The sequence below is a fragment of the Sphingomonas sp. PP-CE-3A-406 genome (assembly GCF_003688625.1).
Classification (GTDB): domain Bacteria; phylum Pseudomonadota; class Alphaproteobacteria; order Sphingomonadales; family Sphingomonadaceae; genus Sphingomonas.
The window spans coordinates 447,208-468,751 of the sequence record NZ_RCWY01000001.1; the positions used below are offsets into that span (position 1 = coordinate 447,208).

A 21,544-nucleotide genomic window follows, 5' to 3' on the forward strand; every position below is an offset into this window, starting at 1 on the left:
CATTCGCCGGTCGAAATTATGGGGTCTCTGTATGCGGTATCTGATGGCGGCACTGGCAATCCCGGTGGGCCTTGCGAACGGCACCGCGTATGCGCAGCGTCCGCCGCTCGTGCTGGCGGCCGCATCGCTGCAGGAATCGCTGACCGCCGCGGCCGATGCGTGGGCCAAGAAAGGCCATGTCAAGCCGACTATCTCGTTCGCCGCCTCGTCCGCTCTTGCCCGGCAAGTCGAATCCGGTGCGCCCGCCGATCTCTTCGTCTCGGCCGACGAAGACTGGATGAACGAGCTCGCGAAGAGGAACCTGATCGTCGCATCGACCCGCGTGACGTTCCTCGGCAACCGGCTCGTGGTCGCGGCGCCAGCGAGCAGCACGGTTCGCATCCCGGTCCGTCCGCCCGCCGCGCTCGCGCGGGTGCTGACCGGCGGACCGCTGGCGATGGCGGACACAGCGGTGCCCGCGGGTAAATATGGGCAGGCATCGCTGGAGAAGCTCGGCGTTTGGGCGCAGGTCTCGCCGAAGGTGGTGCGCGCTGAGAATGTTCGGGCGACGCTGGCACTGGTCGAGCGGGGCGCGGCACCGCTCGGGATCGTCTATGCGACCGATGCGAAGGCGTCTGCCAAGGTCCGCATCGCGGGCGTCTTTCCCGAAAACACGCATCCCGCGATCACCTACCCGGTCGCGCGACTGAAGGCGTCGACCAATCCCGATGCCGAGGCGTTCCGGCGATTCCTCGTTTCGCGCGAGGGCAAGGCGATCTTCGTGCGCTACGGGTTCTCCGCGCGCTAGATGCTCGATGCAGTCGAATGGGGGGCGGCCGAATGGGGGATCGTCGCGCTGTCGCTGAAGGTTGGCGGCGTCGCGATGCTGGTGACCCTGCCGGTCGCTTTCGCGTTGGCCTGGCTGCTCGCGCGCGTCCGCTTCCCGGGCAAGGTCATCGTCGATGCGGCGATCCATCTGCCGCTGGTGGTGCCGCCGGTGGTGACCGGGTGGCTGTTGCTGCTCGCGTTCGGGCCCAATGGGCCGATCGGTGGGTGGTTGCAGGACTGGTTCGGGATCACCGTGCTGTTCCGCTGGACCGGCGCGGCGATCGCGGCGGGGGTGATGGCGTTGCCGCTGATGGTGCGCGCGATGCGGATCTCGATCGAGGCGGTCGACCGGCGGCTGGAGAATGCCGCGCGGACGCTGGGCGCGGGGCCCTGGCGTGTGTTCTGGACGCTGACGCTGCCGCTCAGCATCCCCGGCGTGCTGGCCGGCGCGGTGCTCGGCTTCGCGCGATCGATCGGCGAGTTCGGCGCGACGATCACCTTCGTGTCCAACGTCCCGGGCGAAACGCAGACCTTGCCGCTGGCGATCTACTCCGCGTTGCAACAGCCGGGGGCGGACGCGATGGTGTGGCGATTGTCATGCGTGTCCGTAGGCTTGTCGCTCGTTGCGCTGATCGCCTCGGAACTGCTGACGCGGCGCGCGGGACGGGGGCTCCATGTCCTTTGAGATCGACGTCGAGAAGCGGCTCGGCGATACGCAAATATCGCTGACGCTCGACGCAGGCGAGGGCGCGACCGTGCTGTTCGGCCCCTCGGGCGTCGGCAAGTCGAGCGTCCTGAACATGGTTGCCGGACTGCTCCGGCCCGATCGCGGGCGGATCGCGATCGACGGCGAGACGCTGTTCGGCGACGGCACCGACGTGCCCCCAGAACGCCGCCGCGCCGGCTATGTCTTCCAGGAAGCGCGGCTGTTCCCGCACATGCGCGTCCGCGCGAACCTGCTCTATGGCGTACGCGGCGAGGCCGAGCGGTTCGAGGACATCATCGGCTTTCTCGGCATCGGCCATCTGCTCGAACGCTGGCCCCGCACGCTGTCGGGCGGCGAGGCGCAGCGGGTTGCGATCGGTCGCGCGCTGCTCAGCCAGCCGCGGTTCCTGTTGCTCGACGAGCCGTTGTCGTCGCTCGATCGCGCCCGCCGTGAGGAGATCATGCTGGCGATCGAACATGTCCGCGACGTGCTCAAGCTGCCGATCCTGATGGTCACGCACGACCCCGAGGAAGCCGAGCGGATCGGAAACCGGGTCGTGCGGATGTAGCGTGTTCCCCCGCCGAGGCGGGAGAACAGCTTATACGAGTTCGAAGCTCTGTTTCTCGCCGGCGACCGAACTCGTCGCGACCCAGAGGTCGAACATACCAGGCTCGATCACCCAGTCGCCGTCGCCCCAGAAGCGGAGGTCTTCGCGCTTCAAGGTCAGCGTCACGCGTTTCGATGCGCCCGGTGCCAGCGATACGCGCGCGAATCCCTTGAGTTCGCGGACCGGCCGCGTGCGGCTGGCGACGCGGTCGTGGATGTAGAGCTGCACGACTTCGTCGCCGGCCCGCGCGCCGGTGTTGGTGACGGTGGCGGTGACGGCGAGCGTGTCGGTCATCTGCGCCGGGACGACGACGTTCGAGACCGAAAAGCTGGTGTAGCTCAGGCCGTACCCGAACGGGTAGAGCGCTTCGTTCTTCGTCTCGCGGTAGCGCGATTTGTATTCCTGGCTGCCCGTATCCGGGGCCGGGCGACCGGTGTTCTTGTGGTTGTAGAAATAGGGTTCCTGGCCGCTCTCGTTGGGGAAGCTCGCGGACAGCTTGGCGGACGGGTTGACGTCGCCGAACAGCACGTCGGCGATCGCGTTGCCGCTTTCGGACCCGAGAAACCACGTCGCCAGGATCGCCGGCGCATCCTTGACGGCACCGTGCAAGGCGAGCGCGCGGCCGTGGCGGAGCAGCACGATGACCGGCTTGCCCGTCGCCGCGACGGCTTCGGCGAGCGCCATCTGCGGGGCAGGGATCGTGATCTCGGTGCGCGATTGCGCTTCGCCCGACATGAGCTGCGATTCGCCGACCGCGAGCAGGACGATATCCGCAGCGTTCGCAGCGGCGACCGCTGTCGCGATCCCGCCGGGCAGGGGGGCTTCGATCTCGGAGCCCTGCGCCGTCGTCACGGTCAGCCCGCGTGCGCGAAGTCCTTGCGCGATCGAGACGTTGAGCTTTTCGTCGGCCATGAACGCCCAGGTGCCGACGACGTTCTTGCGATCCTCCGCGAACGGGCCAATCAAGGCGATCCGCCCTGGGTTCTTCTTCAAGGGCAGCAGGTCGCCGTCGTTCTTCAGCAGCACGATCGACCGCGCGCCGGCCTCCCGGCTGAGCTTGAGCATGGCGGGGGTCGAGACGCTGGTGCGTTCGGCCTTCCTGCTGACCGAGCGATAGGGGTTGTCGAACAACCCGATCGCATCCTTCAGGTGGAGCACGCGGCGCACGCCTTCGTCGAGCCGCGCGAGCGGGACTTCGCCCTTCTCGACGAGGTCGGGCAGCCACAGATTGAACAGGTTGGACTGCATGGCCATGTCCATCCCGGCCATGAACGCCTTCTTCGCAGCGTCGCGGCCGTCCTTGGCATAGCCGTGCGCGATCAGTTCCTCGTCCGCGGTATAGTCGCCGACGACCATGCCGCGGAACCGCCACTCGCCGCGCAGGAGGTCGGTCATCAGCCAGTGATTGCCGCTGGAAGGAACGCCGTCGATATCGTTGAACGCGCTCATCAACGTCGCGACGCCTGCGTCGACCGCAGCCTTGAACGGCGCGAGATGGACCTCGTGCAGCGTGGCGGGCGATATCTCGGTGAAATTGTAATCCTGGCCACCCGAGACCGCGCCATATGCGGCGAAATGCTTGGCGCAGGCCGCGACGCGGGTCGGATCGCGAAGGTCGTCCCCCTGGAAACCGCGCACGCGTGCCTTGGCCAGCTGGATGCCCAGATACGGGTCTTCGCCGGACCCTTCCGCGACGCGACCCCAACGGTGGTCTCGCGCGACATCGACCATCGGCGCAAACGTCCAGTGAATGCCGAGCGCGGTGGTTTCGAGTGCCGCAGCGCGCGCGGTGCGCTCGGCTAAGTCGGGATCGAACGCGCAGGCCTCGGCGATCGGCAGCGGGTAGGCGGTACGCAGGCCGTGGATCACGTCGCCTGCGAAGATCAGCGGAATCCTAAGCCGGGTGGCCATCGCCGCATCCTGCGCGGCCTTCGCGCCGGTATAGCCGACGCCGTTGAACAGCATGCCGATCTGGCCGGTCTTGATCCGGGCGATCTGCTCCGCCGCGCCGCCGGTCGCGAGACCGGGATTGAACGGCACGCCGATCGGGCGGATCTGATCGGAGAAGCAGCTGAGTTGGCCCGCCTTTTCGGCCGGGGTCATCCTGGCGATCAGACTCTCGATCCGGTCGTTCTGCGCGAATGCGGCGGTCGAGCCGAGCGAGAGGCCAGCGATGGCCGCGCCGCCGGTCAGTATCTGGCGGCGATCTAGAATGGGCGACATGTCCTGCTCCTCAGTCTTTGAAGCGGACTAGTCGCTCGACCACGGTTCCGCAAATCCGCGGAACCGTGGTCGAGGTCGCTCAACCCAACGCGCGCGTGAACAGCCGCGACAGGCGGGCGGAGAAGGCGCGGGCGTCGAGCGGGCGCTCGCCATCGGCGATCTGCGCTTCGTCGAACAGCAGGTGCGCGGCATCCTCGCGCAGCGCGGTCTCGTCCTCGCCGAGCGCGGCCAGCTTGGCGATCAGCGCAGAGCGCGGGTTGATCTCCAGCACCGGCTTGGCGGCAGGCATAGCCTGACCGCTTGCGGCGAGGATCCGCTCGAGCTGACGGTCCATGCCGCTATCGGCCGCGACGAGGCAGACCGCACTGTCGGTCAGACGCTCCGACGCGCGGACCTCCGAGACCGCATCGGCGAGCGTCGTCTTCACGAACGCGATGAAGTCCGCGACTTGCGGCGTGGTGTCGGCCGTCGGTGCTTCGGCGCCGTCGACCAGCGGGATCAGGCCGAGATCGGCGGCGCCCTGCGTGACCGACTTGAACGGCTTGCCGTCGTGATCGATACCCGCGGTCACCCAGAAGCCGTCGACCGAGTCCGGCAGCAACAGCACTTCGATCCCACGCGCGCGGAACCCTTCGAGCTGCGGCGAGGCTTCGAGCCGGTCGAGATCGGTACCGACCGCATAATAGATCGCAGTCTGGTTGTCCTTCATCGCCGCCACGTAATCGGCGACAGAACGCCATGCGCCGGCCGACGTCGTGGTCTTGAACCGTGCGAGTTTCAGCAGCGCCTCGCGCCGTTCGAAATCCTCGTACAGCCCTTCCTTCAGAACCGCGCCGAAATTCTCCCAGATCTTCGCATAGGCATCCGCATCGCGGGTCGCGAGCTTGTCGAATTCGCCGAGCACGCGGCCGGTGACGCCCTTGCGGATCGCGGCGAGCATCGGGCTCTCCTGGATCATCTCGCGCGAGACGTTGAGCGGCAGGTCTGACGAATCCACCAGCCCGCGCATGAAGCGGAGATAGCGCGGCAAAACCTCGGCGTCGTCGGTGATGAAGACGCGCTTCACGTACAGCTTCATACGGCCGTTGCGGTCGGGATCGAACAGGTCGAACGGCTTTGCGCCGGGGACATAGGCGAGCACCGAATATTCGTGCAGCCCCTCCGCGCGGTAGTGCAGCGTCAGCGCGGGCTCGTCGAACTGGCCGGAGACGCTGCGATAGAAATCGGCATAGTCCTCCGTGCTGATCTCGGACTTCGGCTTGGTCCAGAGCGCGGCGCCGTCGGCGATCTCGACCGGCTCGGCGTCGGGCGTTTCGCGGAGCGTGATGGGGACGGGGACATGGCCCGACTGGTCCTTGATCAGCCGTTCGACGGTGTAGCGCTCGGTGTAGGACGTGGCGTCGTCAAGCAGGTGCAGCACGACGCGCGTACCGCGGACGGGCGCCTCGGCGGTGTCGATGGGCGCGATCGTGTAGGTGCCGAGGCCATCCGACGACCAGACCGACGCGGTGTCCGCGCCAGCACGCCGCGAGACGACGTCGACCTTCGAGGCGACCATGAACGCCGAGTAGAAGCCGACGCCGAACTGGCCGATCAGTTGCGCGCCCTCCGACCCGGACGATGCGGCGATCCGGTCCATGAACGCCTTGGTGCCCGATCGCGCGATCGTGCCAAGCGCTTCGGCCATGTCGTCGGCGGTCATGCCGATGCCGTTGTCCTCGATCGTCAGCGTCTTCGCGTCGGGATCGAGCGTGATCGCGATCTGCGTACGGGCTTCGTTCCCGACCGGGTCCGGGCCAAGCAGATCCGGCGCGCTCAACGCCTCGTAACGCAGCTTCTCGCACGCATCGGCGGCGTTCGAGATCAGCTCGCGCAAGAACACGGTCTTATCCGAATAGACCGAATGCACCATCATGTGCAGCAACCGCGAGACGTCGGCCTCGAACGCGTGGGTCTCCGCGGGCTGCATCTCGGCGGCTTGGACGGTTTCGTTGGTCATGGGCTGTTACGGCTCTCTTTTGGATAATGACGTTGGTAATGACGGTCAGGAATTGGCCGGCTCGTAGGGTAAATTCAAGAGCCGGGTGCCGCCGGACAGCGTGCGCCGGGCCTGCCGATGTTGCGTCGGCCTCGCTTGGCGGTTAGCGGGCCCCGATCAGTCGCTATAGGAATCACCGACATGCGCCGTTTTCTCATGGGATTGGCGGGGGTGTTGAGCCTCACGACAACGGTCTGGGCGCAACCCGCGTCGCGCGCCACGCCGGCCGCAAAGCCGGGGATCGTGCGGGTTCGCCTCGTCACCTCGGAGGGCCCGATCCTGCTCGCGCTCGACACGCGGCATGCGCCCAAGACGACGCAGAATTTCCTCGAATACGTCGATGACGGACGCTTCGACGGGACCGATTTCTACCGTGCGAGCCGGCAGAAGTCGTCGCCGAAGACGGGCTTCATCCAGGCGGGGATCCGTACCGATGCGCGGCGCATCCTGCCGCCGTTTCCACTCGAGACGACCGCACAGACCGGGATCAAGCATCTTGACGCGACGATCTCGATGGCGAGGGGCATGAATCCGGCCTCGGCGGGGGGTAATTTCTTCATCACCGTCGGCCCGGCACCGGCGATGGACGCGCGCGCGGGTTATCCCGGCTATGCGGCGTTCGGGCATGTCGTTGCCGGGATGGACGTGGTGAAACGGATCCTCGCCAAACCGACCGGCGGCGGGATGGATGCGTTCAAGGACCAGATGATCCTGAAGCGCGTGGCGCTGGTCAGCGCGCGACGGCTCGACGGCGTGGCGAAGCCGACCGGATTGCCGAAGGCGTGGTTGATCAAAACGGGACCTGGCCGGGTGAAGTGACTTCGCCGCCATTCCGGGCTGGTTCTGCGCCCATACGGGCGAGCACGTCCACCACCCCGGCGAAGGCCGGGGCCCAATTGGAACGGTCCCGGTAACGGAGGATCGTCCTTTGTCATCGACGTCCCCCATTAGGCCCCGGCCTTCGCCGGGGTGGTATTCTAGCGCTCGTTTCGGGCGTCAGGCAGTGAGGCTGAGCGCGACCGCTTCCGCGACCTTGATACCGTCGACGGCCGCGGAAAGAATACCCCCCGCATAGCCGGCGCCTTCGCCCGCTGGGAACAATCCTGTCGTATTCAGGCTGACGAAATCGTCGCCGCGCGTGATCCTCACCGGCGAAGATGTGCGCGTCTCGACTCCCGTCAGCACCGCGTCGGGATGATCGTATCCGGGGATCTCGCGGCCGAACGCGGGCAACGCCTCGCGCAACGCCGTGATCGCGAACTCGGGCAGGCACTCGGACAGGTCGGTCATGTGAACGCCCGGCTTGTACGACGGGATCACCGTTCCGAGCGCGGTCGAGGCGCGGCCTGCGAGCAGGTCGCCGATGCGTTGCGCAGGTGCCTTGTAGTTCGAGCCGCCCGCGACATAGGCGCGCGATTCCCAGTGGCGCTGCAGTTCGATCCCGGCGAGCGGGTGGCCGGGATAGTCGCGCTCGGGGTCGATGCCGATGACGATGCCGGAGTTCGCGTTGCGTTCGTTGCGCGAATATTGGCTCATGCCGTTGGTCGCGACGCGGCCTTCTTCGGAGGTCGCGGCGACGACGGTGCCGCCGGGGCACATGCAGAAGCTATACACCGTGCGGCCGTTCTTGCAGTGGTGCGACAGGCTGTACGCCGCCGCGCCGAGATCGGGATGGCCGGCGCACGGCCCGAACCGGGCTTCGTCGATCCACGACTGCGGATGCTCGATGCGGACGCCGATCGAGAACGGCTTGGCCTCGACGTGGACGCCCTTCGCGTGGAGCATCTCGAACGTGTCGCGCGCGCTGTGGCCGACCGCGAAGACGACGTGGTTCGCTTCGAGATAGTCGCCGGTGCTCAGGTGAAGGCCGCGGAGTTGGCGCGCGCCGGCTTCCTCGACGATGTCGAGACCATCGACGCGGGTCGAGAAGCGGTATTCGCCGCCGAGTGCCTCGATCGTCTCGCGCATGCTCTCGACCATCGTGACGAGGCGGAAGGTGCCGATGTGCGGGTGCGCCTCGGTGAGGATTTCAGGCGGTGCGCCGGCTTTGACGAACTCGGTCAGGACTTTGCGGCCGAGATGACGCGGGTCCTTGATCTGGCTCCAGAGCTTGCCGTCGGAGAAGGTGCCGGCGCCGCCTTCGCCGAACTGGACGTTGGATTCGGGGTTGAGCACGCTCTTGCGCCAGAGGCCCCACGTGTCCTTGGTGCGCTCGCGGACGACCTTGCCGCGATCGAGGATGATCGGGCGGAAGCCCATCTGCGCGAGGATCAGGCCGGCGAACAACCCGCACGGGCCTGCGCCGACGACCACCGGGCGGGGGCCGGTGTAGCTTGGCCCGCCCTTGGTGACGAAGCGGTAGCCGGTGTCGGGCGTGCGCTGGACGTGGCGATCCTTGCGGAAGCGCGTGAGGACGGTGTCCTCGTTCTTCAGCGTGACGTCGACCGAATAGACGAGCTGGATGTCCATCTTGTCGCGCGCATCGTGCGCGCGACGCGCCACGGTGTAGCGGATCAGGTCGCGCGGGGTGACGCGCAGGCGGTCGCGGATCGCGGCGGGGAGCGCTTCGTCGGCGTGGTTGAGCGGCAGCTTGAGATCGGTAATGCGGAGCATGTCGGTCGCTCTAGCGCCGCGCGGCGCGATCCGCCATCGGGAGGACGAGAGGACTTGATCATGCGGACCGACGAAGAACAGAATGCCAAGAGCGCCAAGCGCAAGGAGGTCCAGGACCGGATCGTCGCGAGCAAGACGATCGAGAAGGGGCTGGTCATCGTCCACACCGGCAAGGGCAAGGGCAAGTCGACCGCCGCGTTCGGCATGGCGGTGCGGATGATCGGGCATGGGCGGAAAGTCGGCGTGGTGCAGTTCGTCAAGGGCGCGATGACGACCGGCGAGAAGGCGATCTTCGACGCGTTCCCCGCGCTGTGCGAGTTCAAGCCGATGGGGGAGGGGTTCACCTGGGACACGCAGGACCGCGCACGCGATATCGCGGTGGCGCGTGAGGCGTGGGACGAGGTGAAGCGGATGATCGCAGACCCGTCCTACGCGATGGTGGTCGCTGACGAGCTGAACATCGTGCTGCGGTACGAGTATCTGCCGGTCGACGAGGTTCTCGCCGTGTTGGCGGCGAAGCCCGAGATGACGCATGTCGTGGTGACTGGGCGGAACGCGCCGGATGCGCTGATCGAGATGGCGGATCTGGTGACGGAGATGACGCAGGTGAAGCATCCGTTCCGGTCGGGGGTGAAGGCACAGGCGGGCGTGGAGTTTTAGGCGGCTTCGTATTCTACGGCCCGTTATGACCACCGTCCGTCATCCTGACAAAAGTCAGGACCCAGAGCCACGACGGCCGCCGCCCGTTACCCTGGGTCCTGACTTTCGTCAGGATGACGGGCGGGCGGTTGAACTGCTGGTGAGACCGCCCAGCAGCGCATCGCCGTCTTGCGTCCCCCAACCCCCCCGCCTATCGCTGCCCCCGCGACAGGTTCCCCCGATGCTCACGCCGAGGGGGATGAAAATGGGAACGGGAAACACCCGGCTGACCCTGCAACTGTACGCGGCGAGCCATCGTGCCTCATGCCATTGGGATGTTCCCGAGAAGGCGGCGCGGACGGCGTTGACCCGCGAGCCAGGAGACCTGCCCGTCGCGGTCGTCTTTCGTCCGGCCAGGGTGCGCCGAACGGACGGGTAACACCCCGAGCGACGACATCGCTTCGCGTCGCGCGGAGGCTGGAGGCGTGCGCCTTTGGCCCTCGCGCGGTGCGGGACCGACTGTCCGAAGGGGTTTCTATGCCAGGTTTACATCGTTCCGAGATCGTCCGGGAACGGACATGCTGAAGCCAGTCGAAGACGGCGTCGCGGTGGTCGCGTGCAATACGTGCCGCCATTCCACCGATGCGCGCGACGACGAGCACGGTCAGCGCGGCGGTGCGCGGCTTGTCAGCGCGCTGAAGGCGGTCCAGGCGAGCGATCCCGCCTATGCCGACGTCGCGGTGCAGGAGATGCCGTGCCTGTTCGCCTGCCAGGATTTCTGCACGATCCATCTGCGCGCACCTGCCAAGGTCGGCTATGTCCTCGGCCGGTTCGAGCCGACCGAAGACGCCGCGCGCGCGATCCTCGATTACGCGCGGCTCTACGGCGAGAGCGCGTTCGGGCAGGTGCCGTTCAAGCAATGGCCGCAGGGCGTGAAGGGTCATTTCATCACCCGCACGCCGCCCGCCGGGTTCGTCGTCGAATGACAGCCTTCGCGACGCCGGCCGCGTTTCTGGCGGCCTTGCGCGGCTTGCCGCAGGCAGACGCCGCGGCGCGATCCGCGGCGATCGCGCGGCAGGGAGATCTGACCAAGCCACCGGGATCGCTCGGTCGGCTGGAGGATATCGCGGTGTTCATGGCAGGCTGGCAGGGCAATCCGCTGCCCCGGCTCGATCGCGGCAGCGCGGTCGTGTTCGCGGGCAACCACGGCATCGTCGCGCGCGGCGTCAGCGCGTTTCCGGCTTCCGTCACCGCGCAGATGGTGGCCAATTTCGAGCATGGCGGCGCGGCGATCAACGCGTTGTCGCGCGCGGCCGGCCTCGATCTCAAGATCGTGTCGCTCGACCTCGACCGGCCCACGACGGATTTCACCGAAGCCGCGGCGATGTCCGAGGACGAGTGCCTTGCCGCGATCAACGCGGGCGCGGCGGCGGTCGCGGATGCGCCGGACCTGGTGGTGCTTGGCGAGATGGGCATCGGCAATTCCACCACCGCTGCGGCGCTGTGTCTGGCGAGCTTCGGCGGGTCGGCGAGCGACTGGGTCGGGCCGGGCACGGGGGTCGATGGCGAGGGCATCGGGCGCAAGGTCGCGGTCGTCGAGGCGGGAATCGCGTTGCACCGGGACGCGCTCACCACGCCGTTCGAGACCTTGCGACGGCTCGGCGGCCGCGAACTGGCGGCAATTGCGGGCGCTGTGGTGGCAGCGCGATTGGCGGGCGTACCGGTGATGCTCGACGGGTTCATCTGCTGTGCGGCGGTCGCGCCGTTGGCGGCGGCCTGTCCCGACATAGTCGCGCATTGCCTGGCCGGGCATGTCTCCGCCGAACCGGGGCATCGGCACCTGCTGGAGCGCATGCGGCTCGAGCCGCTCCTGTCGCTCGGAATGCGGCTGGGGGAAGGCAGTGGGGCTGCGACCGCGACGTTGCTCGTCCGGGCGGCGCTCGCGGCGCATGCCGAAATGGCGACGTTCGCCGAGGCCGGCGTTTCGTCGGCGTGAGCGCACACATGCTGTATCTCATGCGGCATGGTGCGCCCGAGGTGGCGGGGCGGTTGCTCGGGCGCACCGACGACCCGGCGACCGAGGCGGGGATCGCCTCCTGCGTCGTGCGGGCTGACGGTCTCGCGGTGGACCGGATAGAGGCGTCCGATCTGATCCGCGCGCGCGCTTGTGCGGAGGCCATCGCAGGCCCGCGGGGCATTCCCGTCAAGGTCGATCCACGCTGGCGGGAACTCGATTTCGGCGTCTGGGACGGGCTAGCTCCCGCGGCCATCGACTCCTCAGCGTTGTCCGCGTTCTACGACGATCCCGACGCGTCGCCGCCGCCGAATGGTGAACGCTGGTCCGCGCTGCAAAGCCGTGTTGCGCGAGCGGTGGCCGAGATGCCGGCGGTCTCGACACTGGTCGTGACGCATGGCGGCGCGATCCGGGCGGCGCTCGCGGACTTGTGCGGTTTCGATCGGCGGCAGGTCTGGGCGTTCGATCTGCCTTACGCCGCACTCGTGTCGCTGCGCATCTGGCCGGGCCAGCCACGGACTGTGCAGATCGTCGGGCTGGCGACGTGAAGCGGCTGGTCGTCGCGTTCGGGTTCCTGACGCGCTTGCCGATGCCCCGCATCGACGTCGGCGCTGAGGATTTCGCGACGGCGATCCGCTTTTACCCGATCGTTGGCCTCGCGATCGGCGCGCTCGTTGCCGCGGCCGGCTGGCTCGGTGCACTCGTCGATCCGTGGACGGGCGCCTGTGCCGCGCTGCTGACCTGGATCGCAGTTACTGGCGCGCTGCATCTCGACGGCCTTGCCGACCTCGCCGATGGTCTCGGCGCCGCGCATGGCGATCGGACACGGTTGCTTGCGGTCATGGCCGATCCGCATATCGGCAGCTTCGGCGTCGTCGCGATCGCCGGTCAAATGCTTGCCAAGCTTGTGCTGCTGCATGCGGTGGGAGCGAGCTGGGCGTTGATCGTCGTGCCGTTCGCCGCGAGGATGGGACCGCTCGTCTGGGCGAGGCTGTTGCCACCGCTGCGTCCTGGCGGCCTCGGCGCAGCGGTTGCCGATGCGGTGCGTGGGCGTGACCTTCTGGGGTGGGGGCTGCTGCTCGCGCTTGCCGCTAGCGCGGTGCCAGCGCTTGTCGCCCTGCCGCTGCTCGTGCTCGGCGTCGCGACCTGGCTTCGGCGGACGCTCGGCGGTGTGACGGGCGATGCGCACGGCGCCGGGATCGAGATCGTCGAGACCGGCCTGCTAGTCGCGCTCGCGGTGGCCGGCGCGCTCGCTTAGCGCCAGCAGCGCGTCGAGATCGACATGACGTTCGAGCGTCGCGGCAATCGCATCGAGTGCGGCATCGATCGACGTACCGTGATCGGGCCCGCTGGCCGAAATGCCGAGCCGCGACAGCCACGCCGCACGCTGCTCCGCGAGCGCGAGCAGGCCGTGGATATAGCTGCCCGCCACCAGTCCGTCCGCGCTCGTCGCGCCTTCGGGAGTGCCATCGGCGCGGTGGCCGACCGGGCGCGCGGTTGCCGGCCCGGTCGTCGCGCCCATGTGCATCTCGTAACCCTCGAACGCCGCCCCCTGCGCTTGCCCGCGAATCCGGTCGAGCGTCTTGCGGCCGGTGAGGATCGTGTCGACGTCGAGCAGTCCCAGTCCGTCGACGCGCCCCGCCGGCCCCTCGATCCCGTCTGGATCGGCGATACTGTGACCGAGCATCTGGTAGCCGCCACAGAGTCCAAGCACCGGTTTGCCGCGGCGATGATGCGCGCGGATATCGATGTCCCAGCCTTGCGCGCGGACGAAGGCGAGATCTGGAATCGTCGCTTTCGATCCGGCGAGCACGATCATGTCGACGTCGGGGATCGGCGAGCCCGGCGGCACCATCATCAGCGCGACGCCGGGTTCGAGCCGGAGCGGATCGAGGTCGTCGAAATTGGCGATCCGTGGCGTGATCGGGCAGGCGATCGTGACCTTACGCTGGTTGCTGGCGACCGGGCGTTCGAGGATTACCGCATCCTCGCTCGGCAACCGTACCGCGTCGGCCAGCCACGGCACGACGCCGTACCCGCGCCATCCGCTGCGTGCCTCGATCGCGCGATAGCCGTCGTCGAACAGCACAGGGTCGCCGCGGAACTTGTTGATCAGGAAGCCGTGGATCATCGCCGCATCGGCCGGATCGATCACGGCGCGCGTGCCGACGATCGCCGCGATCACGCCGCCACGGTCGATGTCGCCGACCAGCACGACGGGGACGTCGGCGGCGCGCGCGAACCCCATGTTGGCGATGTCGCTGGCGCGCAGGTTGATCTCCGCGGGGCTGCCCGCGCCTTCGACGACGACGAGATCGCAGCCGGCCGACAGTCGCTCGAAGCTGTCGAGCACGTCGACCAGCAGTCCTTCGCGCCCCTCGCGCCAGCGTGCGGCGGCAAGCGTACCACGGACCTGCCCGCGGACGATCAACTGCGAGGTGCGGTCGCCCTGCGGCTTGAGCAGCACCGGATTCATGTCGACGCTGGGCTCGACGCGGCACGCAATCGCCTGCGTTGCCTGCGCCCGGCCGATCTCGCCACCATCGGCGGTGACGGCGGCATTGTTCGACATGTTCTGCGGCTTGAACGGTCGCACCGACAGCCCGCGATTGGCGAACGCGCGACACAGCCCCGCGACGAGCACCGATTTGCCGACGTCCGAACCGGTTCCCTGCAACATCAGAGCGCCCATGCAATCCCTCCGGCAATCATGAGAAGAAGGACGCACACCCGGCGATAGACGCCAAGCGCAGCGCGAAGGTCGACTGCGGTGGCGTCGCGGCGGCCATCGCCGATATAGGGTTTGGCAAGGGTCAGCCCGTCATAGGCGATCGGTCCGGCGAGGCGAAGACCGAGCACGCCGGCCATCGCCGCTTCGGGCCAGCCGGCGTTGGGTGAGGCGTGATTGCCGGCGTCGCGCCACATCGTTCGCCACCCACCGAGCCCCGCGACGCAGACCAGGACGCCGCTCAGCCGCGCCGGAATGAGATTGACCAGGTCGTCGGTCCGCGCGGCGGCCCAGCCGAACGCGCGCCAGCGGTCCTCGCGGTGGCCGATCAGGCTGTCCGCCGTGTTGATCGCCTTGTACGCCCACAGCCCGGGGACGCCCGCCACGAGCAGCCAGAACAGCGGTGCCACCACCCCATCGCATAGGCTTTCCGCCAAGCTCTCGATCGCGGCGCTCGCGACGCCACTCTCGTCGAGCGATGCGACGTCGCGCCCGACGATCATCCCGACGCGGGATCGTGCGGCTGGGAGGTCGCCGGCTTCGAGCGCCGTCGCACACGGCACGACATGATCGTACAGGCTGCGGATCGCCAGCCCGGGTGCCGCCAGCAGGCCCAGCCCGAGCCAGGCGATCGGACCAAGCGCAAAGCGGGCAAGCGCGACGAGCGCCAGGGCGGTGGCAATCGTCACGCTGAGCAGCAGGACCAGCGCCAGAACGCCGGCACTGCGCCGTCTCGCGAACGACCAGGACGTCCTGTTCCAGTTTTTTTCGGTGTATCCGATGAGGCGGGCGAAGCCGCCGACGGGGTGGCCGATGCGTGCATAGACCGACGACGGCCAACCGATCGCGATGTCCAGTACCAGCGCGACCAGAGCGACGGGTTCAGCCATGCGCGAGGGCTGCATCGAGGCGGGCGAATGCGGCATCGTCGCCCGGCACGCCCAGTCTCAGCCACCGCGGCGCATAATCGAAGCGGCGGGTCAGGATGCCGGCGTGCGCGAGACGCTCGAATATCGCGTCGGCCGAATCGTGTTCGACCAGACGAAACAGAGGGCATTCGCCCGATGCGACGATGCCATGCCCGCGCAAGAGCGCGTCGAGGCGATCGGCGCGCGCGCCAATCGATTGGCGCGCCTGGGTTTGCCAGGCGGTATCACGATAGGCCGCGCACCCATAGGCGATCGTCTGCGCGGATACGGGCCAGCTTCCCAGCCTGCGCCGCATCGCAGTCGCGAGATCCGCCGGCGCGATCATGAAGCCCAGGCGGAGGCCGGCAAGTCCGAAAAACTTGCCGAACGAGCGGAACACGACCGCACGGTCGTCGGCGGCGAGATGCGGCACGATGCTGGTCTCGGGCACGACGTCGGCAAACGCCTCGTCGACGACCAGCCACGTGCCGCGGCGGGCGATGCCAACGAGGCGCTCGGGCGCATCGCGGCGGCCATCGGGATTGTTGGGGTTCGCGAGCAACACGGTTCCGGTCGTCACGCCGTCGATCGCCCCGCGGTCGATATACTGGGCATTCGCGAAAGCTTCTGCATGCGTGCCGTAACTCGGGACGACGACCCGGAGCGGGGAGGGGAGGTCAAGCGCGTCCAGCGACCGCAGCCCGATCTCGCTGCCCGGCAGCGCGACGACGCGGTCAGGGGTGGTGCCGAACACCTCCGCCGCCACCGCCTCGAGATCGAGTAGCGCATCGGTCGAAGGCAGCGAGTGCGTATCGACCTCGATCCCGGAGTGCGGCACCCAGGGTTGGGGATTGATCCCGGTCGACAGATCCAGCCACGGACGCGGCGCGTCGGGATAAAGCCGCGCGGCAATGTCGACCCTTCCCCCATGAACGCGCAGTGCCGACATATCATCTTTCACACGATCAGACGGGCTTTCGCTTGATCTTCCGGGCGTCATCGTCATTCCGCTGACGCGCCGCAAGCGCGAAGGGGTGTGAAATGTATTCAGTGGACGCGTCGTTCGGCAAAACTCTGTTGGTCCTGGGGGGCGCGCGCTCTGGCAAGAGTCGCCATGCGCAGGCGATGGCCGAACAGGCAGCCGAACAGGCAGCCGCACAGGCAGCCCCACAGGCAGCCGCACAGGCAGCCGCACAGGGCGGTGATCTGGTCTATGTCGCGACGGCGCAAGCCTTTGACGACGAGATGGTCGATCGTATCGTCCGTCATCGCGCGGACCGCGACGCGCGCTGGCGGACCGTGGAAGCGCCGATCGCGCTCTCCGAGGCGTTGGCGGACGCCGATGGCGTGGCCAGCGTCATCGTGGTCGACTGTCTGACGCTCTGGATGACGAACCTTCTGCTCGGCGACCACGATATCGAGGCGCGAACCGTCGACTTGCTGGCGGTGATCGCCCGCATGCAGGGTCGGGCGGTGTTCGTGTCGAACGAGGTGGGGATGGGCATCGTCCCCGATAATGCCCTTGCCCGGCGGTTCCGCGACGAAGCCGGCCGGCTGCATCAGCGCCTCGCTGCGCAGGTCGACTCCGTCGATATGGTATTCGCGGGACTGGTCCAGCGGTGGAAGGGCGTTTCTCCCGCGCAATCATTTCATCGATAATCCACGATCGTTGGTAATGAATGATCAGATCGAAATCGCGACGCCCTCACCAAAACTCGAGCCGAAATAAGAGGCGCACGTTGCGATATATCGCGCCTAACCTCCATGATCCCGCGATTATCGTAACAATGAATTTTGGATATAATTCTGTCTAATCACAGAGAATATCCACACCGCTCCGCGCGATATTTATTTTGGTAATATTTATATTTCGTAAGATATGTGTGAATAGCGGGCGTCCTTCTATGTTATTATCGTTCATCGTCAGCCGACGCTTGGGCTCTGACGACCGAGAGAGGCTTGTGCTCCCGCCCCGATTTTTGCGGGAATACATTTATGAGTTCAACCTCCGGACCGCTGTCGCTGTTGGTCCGCAAACTCGAGACGCACGCGGTCCTCGATGCCGCCGATCGGTCGGCGCTGCTCGCACTTCCCTACACCTGCCGGACCTACGAGGCCTCGTCGTATCTGGTGCGCGAGGGCGATGCACCGGCGCAATGCGCGGTGTTATTGACGGGGTTCGCCTATCGCCAGAAACTCACCGGGTCGGGCATGCGACAGATCGTGTCGATGCACATTCCCGGCGAGGCGCTCGATTTCCAGCACCTCTTTCTCGATGTCGCGGATCACAACGTCCAGACGCTGACCCGTGCGGATGTCGCGACGATCCCACGGACCGCGCTGCGCGAGCTGGCGCAGTCGCGCGCGTCTATCGGCAATGCGATCTTCATCAACACGCTCGTCGAAGCGTCGATCTTTCGCGAATGGATCCTGAACGTGGGCCGTCGCGATGCACGGTCACGGCTCGCACACTTCCTTTGCGAGTTTGCGATCCGCCTCGATATGCAGGGGCTGACGGGGCCCGAGGGCTATGAATTGCCGATGAGCCAGGAGCAGCTAGGCGATGCGCTGGGTTTGACCGCGGTGCATGTAAACCGGACGATCAAGTCGCTCGAGTCCGATGGACTGATCTCGCGAAACCGACGCCGGATCAGCTTTCCGCGCTGGGATGCGTTGCGTGAACTCGCCGATTTCTCGACGCGCTATCTGCACCTATCCCAGCAGCGCGGTTAGCGATCACGCGACGGGTCCACCGAATCGATCAACCGCCCGCCGGCCATGAAGACCGCGATGGGGCAGGCTGCGAACAACAGCCAGCCGCCATAGCCCGGGTATTGCTGGAGGTAATGCATCCCGCGCTCGACCGCGCCGAGCCCCAGCCCGTAGATGACGAGGAACGCCTCGAACTTGGTCTTGACGACGAACAGGCGGGCAAATTTGGTCCACATGTCGCGAAACTAGCAAGAGCCGTGCCAGTGGCGGAATTCTGTCGATCCCGATCGGCGTCAGATGGTTAATTGTAAATTAACCCGACGCATTCGCGATCGTCGCAAGGTCAGATGCGGCTGACGTGCAGGACCGTATCGCCCTCGCCAACCGCTAGCGCTTCGGCGCAGTCTCCGGCCAACACGATCCCGTCGTCAGCCTCGCGCACATCGCCGAAGGCTGCACGAAAATCCGCGAGGTGTCCGGTAGCGACCAGATCCTGCTCACCGCCGCCGCCATCTATCGCGGCAATCCGGCTTTGACGCGCTTCGGCGATGGTGCGGACCCGGTCGGTGCGCGCGGTCATCGTCGGGCCACCGTCGAAGATGTCGACATAGTTTTCGAACGCGAAGCCTTCGTTCTCGAGCATCCGCATCGCCGCACGACCTGAAGGGTGGGGAAGGCCGATCGCGGCGCGCGCGCTTTCGGTGAGCATCGCGGTGTAGATCGGGTGCTTGGGCATCAGGTCGGCGATGAACTGGTGGCCGTTGATCGCATTGAACTGGTCGGCGTCCTGGAAATTCATCCCGAAGAACCGCCCGGCGAGACCGTCCCAGAACGGCGAACCGCCCGCTTCGTCGATCACCCCACGCAGTTCGGCGAGGATGCGGTCGGCGAAGCGCGCGCGGTGCATCTTGATGAACAAATAACGGCTGCGCGCGAGCAACAGGCCCAGGCCACCGGCGCGTTCGCCCGGGTGGAGGAACAGCCCGCCGACTTCGCTTGCACCCTCCAGGTCGGTGGCGAGCGTCAGCATGTCGGCGCGGAACGTGCGGTTCAACTCGCGGCTGTGCTGCGTGAGCTGGCCGATCCGGTAGCTGTAGAACGGGTAGCTCTGGCCGACCTGCGTGAAGATCTGGCAGGTGCCGCGGACTTCCTTCGTCGCGACATTCTCGAGCACCAGCACGAACAGTTCGTCCTGGACCGGGCCGTCGGTCCGCGCGAACGCGGCGTGGCTGCGTTCGAGCTTGGCGGTCAGCGCGCGCCGATCGGGGGGCAGGTTGGTGAATCCGCCGCCCGTGAGCTTGGCCATTTCGTAGAGATGCTGGAGATCGTCGTCGACCGCGGCCCGGATCCTGAAACTCACAAACGGCCCTCCGCGATACGTAATATGGTGACGGCCGATAGCGCCGCGCGCTCGGCCAGACTGTCGGGGATCATGAATTCGTCCACCGAATGGATCGCGCCGCCGCGCACGCCCATCGTGTCGACCACCGGCACGCCCGCCGCGGCGATGTTGTTGCCGTCGCAGACGCCGCCGGTCGCTTTCCATGCGATGTCGAGGCCGAGATCGCTGCCGGAGCCCTTCACCAGCTCGAACAATCGCGCGGCGCCGGCATCGATCGGTTTGGGTGGGCGGTTGAAACCGCCATGAACCTCGATCCGGACGTCGTGTTCGGCGGCGACCATCGCGACCGCGGACTCGATATGCGATTGCGCGCGCGCGATCTCGTCGAGCGTCGCGGGGCGGAAATTGATGCGGAGGATGGCGAGGTCGGGGACGACGTTGTTAGGCCCGCCGCCCTCGATCCGTGCCGGATTGACCGCCAGACGCGGACCGCGGACCTTCGCCAGCCGTACCGCGATATCGGCGGCGGCGACGATCGCGTTGCGGCCATCGTCCGGGTTGCGGCCGGCGTGCGCGCTCCGGCCGCGGACGATGATCGAGAAATTGCCCGTACCGCCGCGCGCGCCTGCCAGCGTACCGTCGGCGAGCGCGGGTTCGTAGGTGAGCGCCGCCACCTTACCCTGCGCGGCGGTGGCGAGCAGCGCGGCGGACGAGAACGAGCCGGTCTCCTCGTCCGAGTTGATCACCACGTCGTAACCGATCCGCACCGCCGCCGGGCTCGCCTCGACCGCGGTGAGTGCGGCGAGCATCACCGCGAGGCCACCCTTCATGTCGGCGACGCCGGGACCGTTGAGACTGCCATCGTCCTGCCAGCGAAGCGACTGGAACGCGTGATCGATCGGATAGACCGTGTCCATGTGCCCGGTGAACAGCATCCGCACCGGCGCTTCAGGCCTTACGACCAAATGCAGATGCTTGCCGTGCTGGAGCGAGGATACGACGCCGTCCGATCCGACGCTGTCGACCGGGGTCGGCTTGACCAGCGTGACCTCGCCCGGCAATCGCGCGAAGGCGTCGCCGAGCAGGGCCGCCATTGTCGCCAGCCCCGCCAGATTGCGCGTGCCGCTGTTTACCGCCGCCCAGGCCTCGACCTGCGCGAGCATCGGTGCCGCGCGCGCCGCGTCCACGGCATCGCGCTCGATAGTTGAAAATCCCCTCATCGCGCGACCCTAGCGGGGCCGGACGTGCGTGGGAACAGCGTCAGAAACTGTAGACCAGCGAGGCGCGGCTGGTGGTGTCGGTCGAGACCGAGCCGATCGGGGGCTCGCTTTCATACTGGACATTGTACGACAGAGCGGCGGACAGCGGGCCGATCAGCTTGGCGGTCAGCGCCGTCGTGCCGCTCAGCGTGCTGTTGTAGCGCTGGACATAGGCGGACGCGACCTGGCTGACCGACAGCCCGGAGAGGATCCGGATGCTGAAGTTCGCGGTTCCGCGCGCGGCAATGCTGCTCTGCTCGGTATTGTCGGTGAATTCGGTGTAGCGATACGCCGGCCCGAGCTCGAGATCGAGCTTGGTCGCGGCGGTCTTGATCACGCTGTACCCGGCACCGACCGACGTCGAATACCGGTTGAAATAGCCGAGGAACCGGTCGCCTTCATACTGCGCGACGCCGTAGATATAGGCGCGTTCGTCGATCTTGTAGTTGGGCTCGTACGAGGCGAGGTAGTGCTCGCGCGTCGTGATGTTGAGATTTTCCTGATAATCGGCCTGGGCGTGGAATTTCTGACGCCAGCGCAGGCCTTCGCGGGCGAGATCGATCACCGCGGTGCCGCCCGCCGTGTTCGAATTGCCCGTCGTCAGATAGCCGCCGACCTCCGCCTTGCCGCTCCACAGGTCGAGAAAGCTGGCCTGACGGATCACTTGGGTCCGTTGTTCGGCGCGATCGGCCTTCCACTTTTCCGCGACCGCGAGCACTGCGTCGCCGCTGAGCGGGTCGGCGGCGCGTGCGTATTTGGCGATCGTCGCGACGTCCGCCTCGTTGCCCGCCTCCAGCGCGGCGTCGAGCATCGCGCGGATCGTCTCGGGAATCATGACCGATTGCGGATCGGGCGCGTTGGCGAGCAACAGCGGGGCGAGGATGAGGCAGAGTAAGCGACGCACGCCGGTTTCCGTAACGGCCGCGCAACCGATTGGGAACTGCGCAA

At 67.0% G+C, this 21,544-nt stretch carries 21 protein-coding genes and 1 riboswitch; of the genes, 11 read left to right on the forward strand and 10 right to left on the reverse strand.

Features of this window, described 5'->3' with window-relative positions; all coding sequences use genetic code 11:
• Positions 1 to 31 precede the first annotated feature (31 nt).
• From modA to C8J44_RS01785, 3 genes are read left to right on the forward strand one after another with little or no spacing between them, the layout of a single operon-like run.
• Positions 32 to 787 (forward strand): molybdate ABC transporter substrate-binding protein, encoded by a 756-nt coding sequence (modA, locus tag C8J44_RS01775; RefSeq protein ID WP_121903126.1) that lies wholly within the window; start codon positions 32 to 34, stop codon positions 785 to 787.
• The gene (gene modB / locus C8J44_RS01780; protein WP_121903127.1) at positions 788 to 1,492 is read left to right on the forward strand and encodes a molybdate ABC transporter permease subunit; all 705 of its coding nucleotides are present in this window, start codon (positions 788 to 790) and stop codon (positions 1,490 to 1,492) included.
• A complete protein-coding gene (locus tag C8J44_RS01785; protein WP_121903128.1) occupies positions 1,482 to 2,081 on the forward strand; it encodes an ATP-binding cassette domain-containing protein in 600 nt (199 codons plus the stop codon). Before modB ends, C8J44_RS01785 begins: the two co-directional genes overlap by 11 nt.
• 30 nt (positions 2,082 to 2,111) lie before the next feature.
• Here C8J44_RS01785 and C8J44_RS01790 read toward each other — a convergent pair whose 3' ends face one another.
• Together C8J44_RS01790 and htpG are read right to left on the reverse strand one after the other, a co-directional pair.
• Positions 2,112 to 4,343 carry a glycoside hydrolase family 3 N-terminal domain-containing protein gene (locus C8J44_RS01790; protein WP_121903129.1) on the reverse strand — a complete coding sequence of 744 codons (2,232 nt, stop codon included), beginning with the start codon at positions 4,341 to 4,343 and terminating at the stop codon, positions 2,112 to 2,114.
• A gap of 79 nt (positions 4,344 to 4,422) precedes the next feature.
• Positions 4,423 to 6,342 (reverse strand): molecular chaperone HtpG, encoded by a 1,920-nt coding sequence (gene htpG / locus C8J44_RS01795; protein ID WP_121903130.1) that lies wholly within the window; start codon positions 6,340 to 6,342, stop codon positions 4,423 to 4,425.
• 180 nt (positions 6,343 to 6,522) lie between these two features.
• Here htpG and C8J44_RS01800 point away from each other — a divergent pair, with 180 nt between their 5' ends.
• Positions 6,523 to 7,200, forward strand: a complete 678-nt coding sequence (locus C8J44_RS01800; protein ID WP_121903131.1) for a peptidylprolyl isomerase — start codon at positions 6,523 to 6,525, stop codon at positions 7,198 to 7,200.
• Positions 7,201 to 7,377: 177 nt separating this feature from the next.
• Here C8J44_RS01800 and C8J44_RS01805 read toward each other — a convergent pair whose 3' ends face one another.
• The gene (locus C8J44_RS01805; RefSeq protein WP_121903132.1) at positions 7,378 to 8,994 is read right to left on the reverse strand and encodes an NAD(P)/FAD-dependent oxidoreductase; all 1,617 of its coding nucleotides are present in this window, start codon (positions 8,992 to 8,994) and stop codon (positions 7,378 to 7,380) included.
• Positions 8,995 to 9,048: 54 nt separating this feature from the next.
• On the opposite strand from C8J44_RS01805, the gene cobO reads away from it, so the two are divergent.
• From cobO to cobS, 5 genes are all read left to right on the forward strand, one after another.
• Positions 9,049 to 9,654: a cob(I)yrinic acid a,c-diamide adenosyltransferase gene (cobO, locus tag C8J44_RS01810; RefSeq protein ID WP_121903133.1), complete on the forward strand. Its 606-nt coding sequence runs from the start codon at positions 9,049 to 9,051 to the stop codon at positions 9,652 to 9,654.
• Between the two features lie 192 nt (positions 9,655 to 9,846).
• Positions 9,847 to 10,041, forward strand: a riboswitch (cobalamin riboswitch).
• A 170-nt stretch (positions 10,042 to 10,211) separates the two neighbouring features.
• Positions 10,212 to 10,619 (forward strand): DUF1636 domain-containing protein, encoded by a 408-nt coding sequence (locus tag C8J44_RS01815; RefSeq protein WP_121903134.1) that lies wholly within the window; start codon positions 10,212 to 10,214, stop codon positions 10,617 to 10,619.
• Positions 10,616 to 11,629, forward strand: coding sequence for a nicotinate-nucleotide--dimethylbenzimidazole phosphoribosyltransferase (gene cobT, locus C8J44_RS01820; protein WP_121903135.1), 1,014 nt, complete (start codon positions 10,616 to 10,618; stop codon positions 11,627 to 11,629). The genes C8J44_RS01815 and cobT overlap by 4 nt, the downstream gene beginning before the upstream one ends.
• An 8-nt stretch (positions 11,630 to 11,637) precedes the next feature.
• Positions 11,638 to 12,195 (forward strand): histidine phosphatase family protein, encoded by a 558-nt coding sequence (locus C8J44_RS01825; protein WP_259466663.1) that lies wholly within the window; start codon positions 11,638 to 11,640, stop codon positions 12,193 to 12,195.
• Positions 12,192 to 12,905, forward strand: a complete 714-nt coding sequence (gene cobS / locus C8J44_RS01830; protein ID WP_121903137.1) for an adenosylcobinamide-GDP ribazoletransferase — start codon at positions 12,192 to 12,194, stop codon at positions 12,903 to 12,905. Before C8J44_RS01825 ends, cobS begins: the two co-directional genes overlap by 4 nt.
• Here cobS and C8J44_RS01835 read toward each other — a convergent pair.
• Genes C8J44_RS01835 through C8J44_RS01845 form a run of 3 tightly spaced genes read right to left on the reverse strand, consistent with a single transcriptional unit; the run spans position 12,870 to position 16,244 of the window.
• On the reverse strand, positions 12,870 to 14,339 hold the full coding sequence (locus C8J44_RS01835; RefSeq protein ID WP_121903138.1) for a cobyric acid synthase: 1,470 nt from the start codon (positions 14,337 to 14,339) through the stop codon (positions 12,870 to 12,872). The genes cobS and C8J44_RS01835 overlap by 36 nt on opposite strands.
• Positions 14,327 to 15,265: an adenosylcobinamide-phosphate synthase CbiB gene (cbiB, locus tag C8J44_RS01840; protein WP_121903779.1), complete on the reverse strand. Its 939-nt coding sequence runs from the start codon at positions 15,263 to 15,265 to the stop codon at positions 14,327 to 14,329. The genes C8J44_RS01835 and cbiB overlap by 13 nt, the downstream gene beginning before the upstream one ends.
• The gene (locus C8J44_RS01845; RefSeq protein WP_310886148.1) at positions 15,258 to 16,244 is read right to left on the reverse strand and encodes a pyridoxal phosphate-dependent class II aminotransferase; all 987 of its coding nucleotides are present in this window, start codon (positions 16,242 to 16,244) and stop codon (positions 15,258 to 15,260) included. Before C8J44_RS01845 ends, cbiB begins: the two co-directional genes overlap by 8 nt.
• Positions 16,245 to 16,324: 80 nt before the next feature.
• Here C8J44_RS01845 and cobU point away from each other — a divergent pair, with 80 nt between their 5' ends.
• Together cobU and C8J44_RS01855 are read left to right on the forward strand one after the other, a co-directional pair.
• Positions 16,325 to 16,942: a bifunctional adenosylcobinamide kinase/adenosylcobinamide-phosphate guanylyltransferase gene (gene cobU, locus C8J44_RS01850; protein ID WP_121903140.1), complete on the forward strand. Its 618-nt coding sequence runs from the start codon at positions 16,325 to 16,327 to the stop codon at positions 16,940 to 16,942.
• A gap of 336 nt (positions 16,943 to 17,278) precedes the next feature.
• Positions 17,279 to 18,016, forward strand: coding sequence for a Crp/Fnr family transcriptional regulator (locus tag C8J44_RS01855; protein WP_121903141.1), 738 nt, complete (start codon positions 17,279 to 17,281; stop codon positions 18,014 to 18,016).
• Here the strand turns inward: C8J44_RS01855 and C8J44_RS01860 are convergent.
• From C8J44_RS01860 to C8J44_RS01875, 4 genes are all read right to left on the reverse strand, one after another.
• A complete protein-coding gene (locus tag C8J44_RS01860) occupies positions 18,013 to 18,231 on the reverse strand; it encodes a hypothetical protein (protein ID WP_056049081.1) in 219 nt (72 codons plus the stop codon). The genes C8J44_RS01855 and C8J44_RS01860 overlap by 4 nt on opposite strands.
• A 107-nt stretch (positions 18,232 to 18,338) precedes the next feature.
• A complete protein-coding gene (locus C8J44_RS01865; protein ID WP_060525460.1) occupies positions 18,339 to 19,355 on the reverse strand; it encodes an arginine N-succinyltransferase in 1,017 nt (338 codons plus the stop codon).
• Complete coding sequence (locus C8J44_RS01870; RefSeq protein ID WP_121903142.1) at positions 19,352 to 20,557, reverse strand: hydrolase; 1,206 nt, start codon at positions 20,555 to 20,557, stop codon at positions 19,352 to 19,354. Before C8J44_RS01870 ends, C8J44_RS01865 begins: the two co-directional genes overlap by 4 nt.
• Before the next feature lie 40 nt (positions 20,558 to 20,597).
• Entirely contained in the window at positions 20,598 to 21,500 is a 903-nt protein-coding gene (locus tag C8J44_RS01875; protein ID WP_259466664.1) for a YdiY family protein, read from the reverse strand.
• Positions 21,501 to 21,544: the final 44 nt, after the last annotated feature.

Coding starts and splice junctions, on each gene's coding strand:
- C8J44_RS01870 (WP_121903142.1), bottom strand. CDS start 20,557: ATGAGGGGATTTTCAACTATCGAGCGCGATGCCGTGGACGCGGCGCGC.
- C8J44_RS01805 (WP_121903132.1), bottom strand. CDS start 8,994: ATGCTCCGCATTACCGATCTCAAGCTGCCGCTCAACCACGCCGACGAA.
- C8J44_RS01855 (WP_121903141.1), top strand. CDS start 17,279: ATGAGTTCAACCTCCGGACCGCTGTCGCTGTTGGTCCGCAAACTCGAG.
- C8J44_RS01815 (WP_121903134.1), top strand. CDS start 10,212: ATGCTGAAGCCAGTCGAAGACGGCGTCGCGGTGGTCGCGTGCAATACG.
- cobU (WP_121903140.1), top strand. CDS start 16,325: ATGTATTCAGTGGACGCGTCGTTCGGCAAAACTCTGTTGGTCCTGGGG.
- C8J44_RS01785 (WP_121903128.1), top strand. CDS start 1,482: ATGTCCTTTGAGATCGACGTCGAGAAGCGGCTCGGCGATACGCAAATA.
- C8J44_RS01825 (WP_259466663.1), top strand. CDS start 11,638: ATGCTGTATCTCATGCGGCATGGTGCGCCCGAGGTGGCGGGGCGGTTG.
- modB (WP_121903127.1), top strand. CDS start 788: ATGCTCGATGCAGTCGAATGGGGGGCGGCCGAATGGGGGATCGTCGCG.
- cbiB (WP_121903779.1), bottom strand. CDS start 15,265: ATGGCTGAACCCGTCGCTCTGGTCGCGCTGGTACTGGACATCGCGATC.
- C8J44_RS01790 (WP_121903129.1), bottom strand. CDS start 4,343: ATGTCGCCCATTCTAGATCGCCGCCAGATACTGACCGGCGGCGCGGCC.
- modA (WP_121903126.1), top strand. CDS start 32: ATGCGGTATCTGATGGCGGCACTGGCAATCCCGGTGGGCCTTGCGAAC.
- C8J44_RS01835 (WP_121903138.1), bottom strand. CDS start 14,339: ATGGGCGCTCTGATGTTGCAGGGAACCGGTTCGGACGTCGGCAAATCG.
- C8J44_RS01860 (WP_056049081.1), bottom strand. CDS start 18,231: ATGTGGACCAAATTTGCCCGCCTGTTCGTCGTCAAGACCAAGTTCGAG.
- htpG (WP_121903130.1), bottom strand. CDS start 6,342: ATGACCAACGAAACCGTCCAAGCCGCCGAGATGCAGCCCGCGGAGACC.
- C8J44_RS01800 (WP_121903131.1), top strand. CDS start 6,523: ATGCGCCGTTTTCTCATGGGATTGGCGGGGGTGTTGAGCCTCACGACA.
- cobT (WP_121903135.1), top strand. CDS start 10,616: ATGACAGCCTTCGCGACGCCGGCCGCGTTTCTGGCGGCCTTGCGCGGC.